The sequence below is a fragment of the Acidovorax sp. genome, from assembly GCF_046339755.1.
In the GTDB taxonomy this organism is placed as follows: Bacteria; Pseudomonadota; Gammaproteobacteria; order Burkholderiales; family Burkholderiaceae_C; genus Acidovorax.
Map to the genome: position 1 here is coordinate 1 of NZ_JBKDTZ010000270.1, position 10,239 is coordinate 10,239.

12 protein-coding genes and 1 pseudogene are annotated in these 10,239 nt (G+C 67.1%); 7 read left to right on the forward strand and 6 right to left on the reverse strand.

All coding sequences use genetic code 11. The features are described from left to right. On the forward strand, window positions 1-596 hold a 596-nt coding region (locus ACK59X_RS23350), incomplete at its 5' end, for an FAD-dependent oxidoreductase (RefSeq protein WP_409960768.1). Here ACK59X_RS23350 and ACK59X_RS23355 read toward each other — a convergent pair. Beyond that, window positions 597-1,211, reverse strand: a complete 615-nt coding sequence (locus ACK59X_RS23355) for a 3'-5' exonuclease (RefSeq protein ID WP_409960769.1) — start codon at window positions 1,209-1,211, stop codon at window positions 597-599. Between the two features lie 324 nt (window positions 1,212-1,535). Between ACK59X_RS23355 and ACK59X_RS23360 the strand changes: the two genes are divergently transcribed. Beyond that, a complete protein-coding gene (locus ACK59X_RS23360; RefSeq protein ID WP_409960770.1) occupies window positions 1,536-2,921 on the forward strand; it encodes a DUF2142 domain-containing protein in 1,386 nt (461 codons plus the stop codon). Between the two features lie 24 nt (window positions 2,922-2,945). Here ACK59X_RS23360 and ACK59X_RS23365 read toward each other — a convergent pair whose 3' ends face one another. From ACK59X_RS23365 to ACK59X_RS23375, 3 genes are all read right to left on the reverse strand, one after another. Continuing rightward, window positions 2,946-4,232, reverse strand: a complete 1,287-nt coding sequence (locus tag ACK59X_RS23365; RefSeq protein ID WP_409960771.1) for a diguanylate cyclase — start codon at window positions 4,230-4,232, stop codon at window positions 2,946-2,948. Between the two features lie 194 nt (window positions 4,233-4,426). Next, window positions 4,427-5,527, reverse strand: coding sequence for a M48 family metalloprotease (locus ACK59X_RS23370; RefSeq protein WP_409960772.1), 1,101 nt, complete (start codon window positions 5,525-5,527; stop codon window positions 4,427-4,429). Between the two features lie 29 nt (window positions 5,528-5,556). Beyond that, a complete protein-coding gene (locus tag ACK59X_RS23375) occupies window positions 5,557-6,150 on the reverse strand; it encodes a LemA family protein (RefSeq protein ID WP_409960773.1) in 594 nt (197 codons plus the stop codon). A 186-nt stretch (window positions 6,151-6,336) separates the two neighbouring features. Here ACK59X_RS23375 and ACK59X_RS23380 point away from each other — a divergent pair, with 186 nt between their 5' ends. After that, a complete protein-coding gene (locus ACK59X_RS23380) occupies window positions 6,337-6,684 on the forward strand; it encodes a DUF6172 family protein (RefSeq protein ID WP_409960774.1) in 348 nt (115 codons plus the stop codon). 206 nt (window positions 6,685-6,890) lie between these two features. Here the strand turns inward: ACK59X_RS23380 and ACK59X_RS23385 are convergent, their stop codons facing one another. Next, window positions 6,891-8,102 carry a DEAD/DEAH box helicase gene (locus ACK59X_RS23385; protein WP_409960775.1) on the reverse strand — a complete coding sequence of 404 codons (1,212 nt, stop codon included), beginning with the start codon at window positions 8,100-8,102 and terminating at the stop codon, window positions 6,891-6,893. Between the two features lie 126 nt (window positions 8,103-8,228). Here ACK59X_RS23385 and ACK59X_RS23390 point away from each other — a divergent pair, with 126 nt between their 5' ends. The 4 genes from ACK59X_RS23390 (at window position 8,229) to ACK59X_RS23405 (ending at window position 9,956) form a co-directional block, all read left to right on the forward strand. After that, window positions 8,229-8,720, forward strand: coding sequence for a DUF2721 domain-containing protein (locus tag ACK59X_RS23390; RefSeq protein WP_409960776.1), 492 nt, complete (start codon window positions 8,229-8,231; stop codon window positions 8,718-8,720). A gap of 2 nt (window positions 8,721-8,722) precedes the next feature. Beyond that, the gene (locus tag ACK59X_RS23395) at window positions 8,723-9,115 is read left to right on the forward strand and encodes a translation initiation factor Sui1 (protein ID WP_409960777.1); all 393 of its coding nucleotides are present in this window, start codon (window positions 8,723-8,725) and stop codon (window positions 9,113-9,115) included. Between the two features lie 16 nt (window positions 9,116-9,131). Then, window positions 9,132-9,344, forward strand: a complete 213-nt coding sequence (locus tag ACK59X_RS23400; protein WP_145696252.1) for a DUF3820 family protein — start codon at window positions 9,132-9,134, stop codon at window positions 9,342-9,344. Between the two features lie 123 nt (window positions 9,345-9,467). Beyond that, window positions 9,468-9,956 carry a hypothetical protein gene (locus ACK59X_RS23405; RefSeq protein ID WP_409960778.1) on the forward strand — a complete coding sequence of 163 codons (489 nt, stop codon included), beginning with the start codon at window positions 9,468-9,470 and terminating at the stop codon, window positions 9,954-9,956. Window positions 9,957-9,985: 29 nt separating this feature from the next. Here ACK59X_RS23405 and ACK59X_RS23410 read toward each other — a convergent pair. Next, window positions 9,986-10,239, reverse strand: a pseudogene (locus ACK59X_RS23410) (hypothetical protein); the annotation flags it as partial.

The following is a 10,239-nucleotide window of genomic DNA, read 5'->3' on the forward strand; positions in this document are numbered from 1 at the left end:
ATCCCAAGGTGCTCAGCTACATCGACGTACTGCGCCATCGCAAGCCCGTGGGCGAGCGCGTGGCTGTGATCGGTGCCGGCGGCATCGGTTTCGACGTGGCGGAGTTCCTGGTCCATGAAGGCCACTCCACCACGCTGGACCTGCCCGCCTGGCAGGCGGAGTGGGGCATCACCGACCCCGCCGAGGCACGCGGCGGCCTGGCCCCCAAGGGCCCGCAGGTGACGCCACCGGCGCGCCAGGTCACGCTGCTGCAGCGCAAGAAGGGCAAGCTCGGGGAGGGCCTGGGCAAGACCACGGGCTGGATCCACCGCACCACACTGAAGATGAAGCAGGTGCAGATGGTGGGCGGCGTGAACTACGAGCGCATTGCCGACGAGGGCCTGCTGGTCTCCTACGGCGAGCAGCGCGAGGACCCGACCTGGATCCCCTGCGACACCGTGGTGCTGTGCGCCGGCCAGCTGCCGCTGCGCACCCTGGCCGACGAGCTGCTGGCCCTGGGCAGGAAGCCCCATGTGGTGGGCGGTGCGCTGGAGGCGGGCGAGCTCGACGCCAAGCGCGCCATCGACCAGGCGGCGCGACTGGCCGCCGTGCTGTAGTCAGGCGTTCATTGGCAGCCCCAGCGCGTGGTACACCCGCGCCGCTGCATAGGCATCGTTGGCGGCGTACACCAGCTGCGATTCGGTGAGTCGGGGGTTGGCCCAGTTGGAGGTGGCGGCCTTCTTGGACTTGATGAAGCGCTGGTTGAACAGCACGGCCACGGCGCCCTTGACGCCCATGTCCTTGCGGTAGCCCTGCTGGCGGAACACGTGGTTGAGTTCCAGCACGCCCTCGGGCACCACGCCCAGCTTGGCCTCGATGCGTTTCTTGTCGTCACCGAGGCCAAAACCCGCCTTGGTCACGCCGGGCCGGGCCAGCAACTCGGCCACCAGGTGGCGGCAATCCCGGTCGTGCAGCTGGAACACCCAGGCCTTATCGAGGGTGGACAGCTGCACCACGTGCGGGCCGTCCGATGCTTCGCCCTGCACGAAGGTGGGCTTGGATTCGGTGTCGAAGCCCCAGACCGGGCTCGCGGCGAGTTCCTCCCCGGCTTGGCGGGCCTGCTCGGCCGTGGCCACCAGGGCAATGCGGTCGGGGGGAAGGCGCGCAAATGGTGCGAGCAGCGCGATCTCCTCCTTGCCGGGAACAGTGCGCTCGGTGAATGGTCGGGTCATGGGCTATTGTAGAAATGAATCCAGATGCAAGATCGATTGCAGCAGGCGTAGCCGCCTGCCATCATGCCCGGCGCGCGCGTCGCATGCCGGTGCCTGGGCTGGTGGACGATAAAGAAGCGCTTGTGGTGATGTAGGTCACGCCTGACGTGCGTTTGAGCGCTGCAGGCAATCGCCGCCGCGATCTCCCTGGCTAAGATGGTTCTCGCCAGCTGGGATGGTCGCTGTCTATTTTTTACTTGAACCCTGTTTCATTTGTTTTTGCACCCTGACCCTTCTGGCTGGCCTCGCTTTGTACCTGCCATTGTGCGGCGGGGCATGGGTGGCGTGCAAAGAGTCCGCCTGGCGTGGTTCGCGCTGGCGTTTGCGGTGGCCTGCGGCATGATGCAGCTGATTCCGGCCTTCCAGTCGCCCGATGAAATCGTGCACCTGCTGCGGGCCGACATGGTGGCCCACGGCCAGCCCTTGCTCCAGGGCGAGGAGCCCGGGGCGCGCAGCAGAACGGGGGGCTGGGTGGACACCCATTTCTTCGTGTTCTCGCAGTGGATGCAGAAGATCGTGGGGCCGCACCGGGACCGGAGCCTGTCGCCCGCCTGGCTCATGGACCAGGCCACCCGGTACGACTGGCAGGATGGGGAGATCTTCGTCAATGCCTCGGCCACGGGGTACTACGCGCCCTTCATCTACCTGCCGCATGCACTGGGGCTCAAGCTGTCGCGGGAGTTCGATCTCTCCCTGGGCCACAGCTACCAGTTCACGCGCATGCTGGTCACCCTGCTGGTGTTCGGCCTGGTCTTCTGGGCCTGGCAGATAGCGCGGCCCGCGCTGTTGGTGCAGGCCCTGGTGCTCATGCCGATGGCGCTGTTCCAGATCATCTCGCCCACCATCGACGGCTTGTGCTTTGCGCTGGCATTGCTGGTGCTCTCCTTGTTTCTGCTGCAGTGGCACGAAGGCAAGGCCACCCGCTGGCAGTCGTTCGCTTTCTATTTCTCCATCTTCCTGCTGGTCACGTCGCGCACCAACCTGCTTCCCATGGTGCTGCTGCCCCTGGTGCTGCTGCTGCGGCACGGGTCCTGGCAACGCCTGGCGGCCTCGGCCACGCTGCTGGTGGCCAGCGCCGGCTGGACACTGTACGGCTTGCTGCACACCCAGGACCACCGCGTGGTGCGCGCGCACTCCACCGGGCAGATCATCAGTGCCTACCTGCGCGACCCGCTCGAATTCCTGCACCTGGTGGGGCGGACCATTGCCGACCCCTTCCAGGGCCAGCTCATCGCCTCGTCGGTCGTGGGCAACCTGGGCTGGGCCGATGCGCCCATTCCAGACTTCGCACTGGCCGCCATTGGCGGCGGCCTGCTGCTGGCGGCCCTGCTGACCGTGGCAGGGACCCGCTACGAGAGGGCCGATCTCGGCATCCGCGCCACGCTGCTGGTCGCCGCCTTGGGCAGTGCGCTGCTGGCCTTCTTTGCCCTGGCCGTGACCTGGAACGACTACCCCGCGCGCGTCGTCCAGGGCCTGCAGGGGCGCTACTTCATCATCCCTGCCATGCTGCTGGCGGCGGCCCTGGGGCCTGTGCGCCCGAGGGGTGCGCCAGCGCAATCGGCAACCGCCCAAAGGCTTTTCATCCTGCTGTATGCCGCGTTTTGCCTGGGCGTTCTCGCTACGACCTTGCACGGGCGCTATGGCATGGGCGCGGCGGTGTTCGACTTCTGAGCGCGCACGCGACGCGGACGCCACTCAATAGCCTTCGCTATCCAGGTCGGCATCGGCCAGCGCAATCCGGTCGCGCCCTTGGCGTTTGGCCTGGTAGAGCGCCTGGTCGGCCCGGTCCAGCAGGTCGCGCAGGCTGCGGTCGCTGCCCCTGAGCGTGCCCAGGCCCATGCTGGCCGTGATGCGGTAATGGTGGCTGCCAGCCGCATCCACGCCCGCCAGTTCCAGCGTGCGCACGCAGTTGAGCAGCCGCACGGCGACCTCATGGCCCTGGGCCAGCGTGGTGCCCTGCAGCAGCACGCCGAATTCCTCTCCGCCCAGGCGGCCCACCGCGTCGCCGGGGCGCAGCCCGTCCATCACGGCGCGGGCAAAGGCCACTAGGGCGCGGTCGCCCTCCAGGTGGCCGAAGCGGTCGTTGATGGATTTGAAATGGTCCACGTCCAGCATCAGCAGCGTGAGCGGCGTGCCGTGCTCGCGTGCGGTGCGGTAGGCAGCGTCGGCGGTCTCCAGGAAGGCGCGGCGGTTGGCCATGCCAGTCAGCATGTCGGTGGTGGCCAGGCGGTGCAGCTCGCGCTCCAGGTTCTTGCGCTGCGTCACGTCGCGGTAGATGCCCTCCACCCCGGCGAACTGGCCCTGGTGGTCGTACAGCGCGTGGCTGCTGATGGAGATGTCGATCACCGTGCCATCGCGCCGCACCATCTGCCCGGGGAAGTCGGCCACCTCGCCTTTTTCCTGGATGGCCACCTTGAAGGCATCGCGGTCCTTGCTCTCGGGGTAGTAGGACTCGGCCGTGCGGCCCTCGATCTCGTGCGGCTCGTAGCCCAGCACGCGGCGCACCCCCGGCCCCACGTGCTGTACCACGCCCTGGGCGTTGGTGCGGTAGTAGACGTCCTGCATGTTGTCGAACAGGCGGCGGAAGTTGTGCTCGCTCTCGCGCAACTGCTCCTGGATTTCGCTCTGGTGCGTCATGTCCATGCCGCACATCAACAGGGCCGGCGCGCCCTGCCATTCGATGGCCACGCTGGACACCAGCACCATGCGCAGCTGGCCTTTGTCGGTGCGCACGCGGAACTCGGAGGACTTGTTGGGCCGGCCCGCATGGTCGGGCTCCTTCACGCGCTCGATGCGCTGGCTGGAGCGCGCCTTGTCCATGGGATGCACGAAGTGGCCGAGAATGCGGCCCAGCAGGGCCTGCTCGCTGTCGGCCTCCAAAAGGGCCACGCCGGCCGCGTTGGCCCGCAGGATGGCGCCGGCAGGCGTGACCACCAAAGCGGCTGCAGGCAGCAGTTGCAACAGGTCCTGATCGTGGTGCATGCGCTGTTGTAACAATACGTAGTGGTGCATTGTGGCACCGGGCGCGCAAAACGCCGCCAACTGTTTGGCAATGGTTGTTGGCCGGTGCGGGGCTTCCTGGCGCCATCTTGGTTGGCGCACGACATCGCATGGTCGCCGAAGCGGCTCCCGGGGGGCGTAGGCCGGCGCCGCATCTGCGCCCCGGGGCGTCTGGCTCAGGTGAACCGGGCGAACGGGTCCACCAGCGAAGCGATGGTCGGTTCCCCTGGCACTGCACCAGTGGCCGCGCTGCCGCGGCGCGCGGCCTCGGGCTCCACGGTCACCGGGGCGACAGCCACCGGCTGCATGGGCCGGCCATAGACACGGCGCACGCGGTCTTCGAGCGTGGGGTGGGTGTCGAGCTGGCGCTCCAGGCGGCTGCCGCCTTCCACGTCCACCAGCAGCATGTGCTGCACCGAGGGCAGGGCCAGGCCGGTGTGGCGGTGGTCCTGGGCATAGCCCGCAGGGGTGTCGCGGCGCTGTCCCATCACCTTGCGCAGCACGCCGCCCAGGCCCTCCTTGCTGCGCGTCCACTGCACGGCGCGGGCGTCGGCCAGGTACTCGCGCTGGCGCGATACGGCGGCCTTGAGCATGCGCCCCGTGAGCCAGCCGGCCACGCCCGCGAGCATGATGGCCGAGCCGAACCACCACGACAGGCCGCGCCGCTCGCGCATCGTGTCGCCGAAGTTGTAGACCAGCTCCAGCCCGAACACCATGCCCGCCAGCTGCATCTTCAGGCGTGTGTCGCCCTCGTGCAGATGGCTCAGCTCATGCGCCACCAGGCCCTGCAGTTCCTCGCGGTTGAGGTAATCGAGCGCGCCCTGGGTGACGGCGAGCACGGCGTCCTTCTCGTCCCAGCCGGCGGCAAAGGCGTTGATGGCGTCGACGCGCGGCACCACCATCACCTGCGGGCGGCGCATGCTGGCGGCAATGCACAGCTCGTCGACGATGTTGGCCAGGCGCTGCTCGGCATGCGAGATCGAGGGCCGCAGCTCGCGCGCCCCGGCCCGCGTCGCCAGCTTGATGCCGCCACCGCGCAGGTTGGAGGTTTCCACCCACCAGCCCCCCAGCACCAGCAGCAGCGATACGCCGACGTTGGCGGCCAGAAAGCCCGCAGGGTAGGGCAGGTTGCCCGGCAGCACGGACGCCATCAGCAGCCAGGCCACCACCAGCGCCCCGTGCACGGCCGCGACCAGCAGCACCACGGCGATGGCAAAGCCCAGCAGCAGGCGGCGCGTTGCGCTGCGCGCATCTTCCTGGTGGTTCCAGAACTTCATGGATCAGTCCTCGCGTTGGCGTGGACGGATCAGAACTGGACTTTGGGTGTGGCGCGTTCTTCCGCGCTTTGGGTCGATTCGAGCATGGGCGAGCTCACGAAACCCAGCAGCCGTGCCACGATCAGGTCGGGGAACTGCTGGGCCTGGTCGTTGAACTCCAGCACCTGGTCGTTGTAGGCCTGGCGTGCGAACCCGAGGCGGTTTTCGGTGCTGGTGAGCTCCTCGCTCAGCGACTTCATGGTCGTGTCGGCCTTGAGCTCGGGGTAGGCCTCTGCCAGGGCCATCAGCCGGCCCAGGCTGCCGCCGAGCACACCTTCTGCCGCGGCCAGCGCGCCCAGGGCGTTGGCGCTGGCGGGGGCTGCACGGGCGGCGCTGGCAGCGCTTTGCGCATTGCCGCGCGCCTTGACCACGGCTTCGAGCGTGGATGCTTCGTGCGCCATATAGCCGCGCGCCACCTCCACCAGGTTGGGGATCAGGTCATGGCGCCTTTTGAGCTGCACATCGATCTGCGCGAACGCGTTGGCAATGCGGTTGCGCAATTGCACCAGGCGGTTGTAGATCGCGATGGCCCATACCAGCGCGACCGCCAGCACCGCAGAAAGAATCCAGCCTCCAGTAGACATAGTGCACCTCCGTTGTTATGAATTGCGGCCTGTTCAAGGCCTTTGTTGCTGTCCATCTTATAGAGCGGGTTTTGCGCCAGGGCCGATAGCTGAAATCCGCAAGGGAATTGCGCCACGGCAGGCATGTATGCCAACATGGATGGTTACCCGATCTGTCCGCCTGGGCGGCAGGAGGTACCATCGCCCATGAGAAAAACTTTTCAACTCCATGTCGAAGGCAAGAATCCAGACCGCGTTCTGGAAGCCGTCAAGCACGACATCCGCAAGTACATCAAGCGCGAACGGCGCCGCGAAATCCCCGCAGGCGCTGACTTCTGGGACTTCGATTGCCAGTTCGGCGCCACCAAGGAAGCGGCCACGGCGGTGCACCTGTCGGCCCTCACCGGGCTGATCAACGGCGTGGTGGCCGAGGGCGGCAAGCAGTTCTACGTCGAGATCCTGGCCAAGCCGGGCAAGCGCACCACGCGGCCTGCAGGCGAGCGCGACGATGCCAACGACGGCATGGGCGCTGAAGACGACGACAGCGAAGACTGAAGAACCCTGGGCTGCTGGGCCGCTCCCTCGGGGCGCCCTTGTTGCCTTCTGCACGCCAGCCGGCTTGCCCTTCACGGGGCAGCCGGTTTTTTTGTGGCCGCAGGCGGCAGTTATTCGGGTTTGGGCGGCTTCTTGCCCCGGGGGCGCGCGGCTTCGGCGGCTGCTTCGGCCTCGGCAACTGCCGCCGCGGCACGCAGCTTGTCCTTCTAGCTCGGGCGGCGGCCCTTGATGCCGCCCGTGCCCGGGGCTGCAGGCGTGGCAGGCGGCGCCACCTCGGTGGGCTCGAAGCCGGCGATCACCTCCAGCGGCAGGGCCAGGCCCTGGCGCTTTTCGATCAGCCTGAAATGTGCGGTCGCTTCAGGCATCACGAAGCTCACTGCCACGCCGCTCTCGCCCGCACGGCCGGTGCGGCCGATGCGGTGCACATAGTCATCGGCCGAGCGCGGCAGGTCGTAGTTGACCACGGCGGGCAGCTGCGCGATGTCGATGCCTCGCGCGGCCAGGTCGGTGGTCACCACCACCTGCCAGCGCTCGTCCTTGAACTCCTGCAGCACCTGCTTGCGCGCGCCCTGGCTCAGTCCGCCGTGGAAAGGGCTGGCGTAGATGCCGGCCTTGTACAGCTTTTCGGCCACGTGCTCGGCCGCGTACTGCGTGGCCACGAAGACCAGCACGCGCGACCATTCATGCTCTTTCACCAGATGGCGCAGCAACTGGGTGCGGCGCTTGTCGTCCACCGCAATGGCGCGCTGCGCGATGTCGGGCGTGTGTTCCGGCGTGGCGGCGATCTCCACGCGTACCGGCTGGCGCAGCAGGCCGTCGGCCAGGGCCTGCACGGCCGTGGGGAAGGTGGCCGAAAAGAACAGGTTCTGCCGCTTGGCCGGCAGCAGGGCCAGCACGCGCTGCAGTTCCTCGGCAAAGCCCAGGTCGAGCAGGCGGTCGGCCACGTCCAGCAACAGGGGGGCCACCTGGCCCAGGAGAACGGCGTTGTGCTCCACCCGGTCGAGCAGCCGGCCCGGTGTGGCCACGATGACGTCAGCCCCGCCGCGCAGCGCCATGAGCTGCGGGTTGATGGAGACACCGCCGAACACCACCGCCACCTTGGGCGGCTGCTGCACCAGGTGGCGCGCCAGGTCGCGCAGCACCTCGCCCACCTGGGCCGCCAGCTCGCGCGTGGGCACCAGCACCAGGGCCTGGATCGGGCGGGTCGACTGGCCGGTGGCGCCCATCTGCACCAGCTGCAGAAGGGGCAGGCCGAATGCCGCCGTCTTTCCCGAGCCGGTCTGCGCGATGCCCAGCAGGTCCTTGCCGTCCAGAATCGGGGGGATCGCCTCGGCCTGGATGGGCGTGGGCGCCGTGAAGCCTGCGGCCTGGGCGGCATGGGCAAGGGCAGGGGAGAGACCGAGGGCGGCAAAAGGCATGGGCTGGGCGCCGGTGCCATGGGCACGAGCGCAGAATGGATTGGGACAATCCCCCGATTGTCCTGCACTTGGCATGGGCCGTGCGCATAGATAATCGGACGGCATATTCCCACGCTGTCCCAGTCCATGGCCATTCCGACCGACCCTTCCGCCATCACCCACGGCATTCAATTGGCGGTGGCGCCCGTTTTCCTGCTCACCGCCGTCTCCGGCATGATCGGCGCCGTGGCCGGCCGGCTGGCCCGCATCATCGACCGCGCCCGCGTGGTGGAAGACCGCGCCCGCGCCAACAGCGACCCCGAGTACACCGCCCGCGCCTACGTCGAGCTGGGTGAGCTGCGCCTGCGCGGCCGGCTGGCCAATGGCTGCATTGCGCTGCTGACCTTCTGCGCCTTTCTCATCGGCATCACCATCATCCTGCTGTTCCTGGGCGAAACGCTGGACTACCAGGCCAACCGCCTGGCCATCGCCGGCTTCCTGGCGGGTGTGGTGTCCTTTCTGCTCGCGCTGGTGTGCTTTCTTGCCGAAACCGTGATGGCCACGCGCCTGCTCAACTTCCACATGCTGCAAAACGAGCTCGGCGCCAACCCTGCCGACAAGCCCCGGGAGCAGCAATAAGCATGGCCCCCGCTCCCAAGAAATCCCTAGCCGACCTCGCCAGCCTGGGCGGCCTGGTCTACTCCACCGATGCGGGCCGCATGTGCCCCGACTGCCGACAGCCCATCGCCCAGTGCCACTGCAAGGAACTGGCCAAGGCGGCCGTGCCCGCAGGCGACGGCATCGTGCGCGTCTCGCGCGAAACCAAGGGCCGCGGCGGCAAGGCCGTCACCCTGGTCAAGGGCGTGCTGGCCGATGCCGCCGCGCTGGACCAACTGGGCAAGCAGCTCAAGGCCGCCTGCGGCAGTGGCGGCACGGTGAAGGACGGCGTGATCGAGGTCCAGGGCGACCACGTGGACCGCGTGATGGCCGCGCTGCAAAAGCTCGGCCACAAGGTCAAGCGCGCGGGCGGCTGAAAAAAGAAAGCCTTGCATGGACGCGGAAAAGCTGCAGAAACTGGTGACCATGGAGATGCCCTACGGCAAGCACAAGGGCACGCTGATCGCCGACCTGCCCGGCAACTACCTCAACTGGTTTGCGCGCGAGGGATTCCCCAAGGGAGAGCTGGGACAGTTGCTGGCGCTGATGCACGAGATCGATCACAACGGGCTGTCGGATCTGCTGAGGCCGCTGAGGGGGAGGTGAGTCCCCTCATTTCGAACTGTGGGTGGCGTCCGTTGGCGCCGCTTTTGGGTAGGGTGCATGGACCGGACTCAGGTGTACTCCATGCGTTCGGTTCATCAATAAAAAGGGGGAAGAAGAATGCGATTGCCGTTTGTCGTCATACCGCTGCTGGAAGAGACTGTCAGCCGAAAGCATCTGCCCAAAGATTATCCGATTGAATTCTGGAAGGCGGAGAACCATCGAGGCTGGATCGATGCTTTCATGGTGTTCGGCAGCCTCTTGTTCTATTCGGACATACCAGAAGAGTCTTTGCCCCGCGCCTACGCGCAGGTCGCGTATCTCTTTGATTGGGAAGCGCAATGCCAACGCAGCGGATGGTCTGCTTTTGACAATCGCCATGATGCGATGGATCGCATTCTGGAGAGCTACTGCGAGGTGGGCCTGGCTGGTGAGGCGGCTGCACTGAAGGCTGCGTACCAAGCTTGGCTGGGGACTTCGGGGTCGTTCGAGTCAACGTCACAGGCTTATGACGAGTTCAGCCATGGGTTTTCCATTGACCTAGACAGGCTGGAATACCTGGCCGCCTACTTTGTCGATCATGCAGACCGGTTGTTCTACGTGCCGGAGGCTTGAATGGCTGCGCAAGCCCAGGCCGCTTTTTCTCACGCGCCCTCAGGCCACAGCACCGGAAACAAAGCATGCTCCATCGGCGCCCCCGCCGGCAACTCGTCCACCCGCGAGGCCGCCACGATCACGATGTCCGCCGCCGCGGCGTCGACCGCGGCCAGCGCCCGCCACTCGGGCAAGGTGAGGTAATTGAAATTCCACGGCACGGGGCGGACGTCCAGCCCCCCGTCGAACTCGCTGAAGACCCGCACACACAGGCGCATCGCCCGCTGGAAGGCTGGCTGGTCGT

Bases quoted from the DNA above. Each gene is read 5' to 3' on its own strand.
- ACK59X_RS23385 (WP_409960775.1), bottom strand. From the start codon at position 8,102: ATGCCTTTTGCCGCCCTCGGTCTCTCCCCTGCCCTTGCCCATGCCGCC.
- ACK59X_RS23355 (WP_409960769.1), bottom strand. From the start codon at position 1,211: ATGACCCGACCATTCACCGAGCGCACTGTTCCCGGCAAGGAGGAGATC.
- ACK59X_RS23375 (WP_409960773.1), bottom strand. From the start codon at position 6,150: ATGTCTACTGGAGGCTGGATTCTTTCTGCGGTGCTGGCGGTCGCGCTG.
- ACK59X_RS23400 (WP_145696252.1), top strand. From the start codon at position 9,132: ATGGACGCGGAAAAGCTGCAGAAACTGGTGACCATGGAGATGCCCTAC.
- ACK59X_RS23370 (WP_409960772.1), bottom strand. From the start codon at position 5,527: ATGAAGTTCTGGAACCACCAGGAAGATGCGCGCAGCGCAACGCGCCGC.
- ACK59X_RS23395 (WP_409960777.1), top strand. From the start codon at position 8,723: ATGGCCCCCGCTCCCAAGAAATCCCTAGCCGACCTCGCCAGCCTGGGC.
- ACK59X_RS23365 (WP_409960771.1), bottom strand. From the start codon at position 4,232: ATGCACCACGATCAGGACCTGTTGCAACTGCTGCCTGCAGCCGCTTTG.
- ACK59X_RS23390 (WP_409960776.1), top strand. From the start codon at position 8,229: ATGGCCATTCCGACCGACCCTTCCGCCATCACCCACGGCATTCAATTG.
- ACK59X_RS23380 (WP_409960774.1), top strand. From the start codon at position 6,337: ATGAGAAAAACTTTTCAACTCCATGTCGAAGGCAAGAATCCAGACCGC.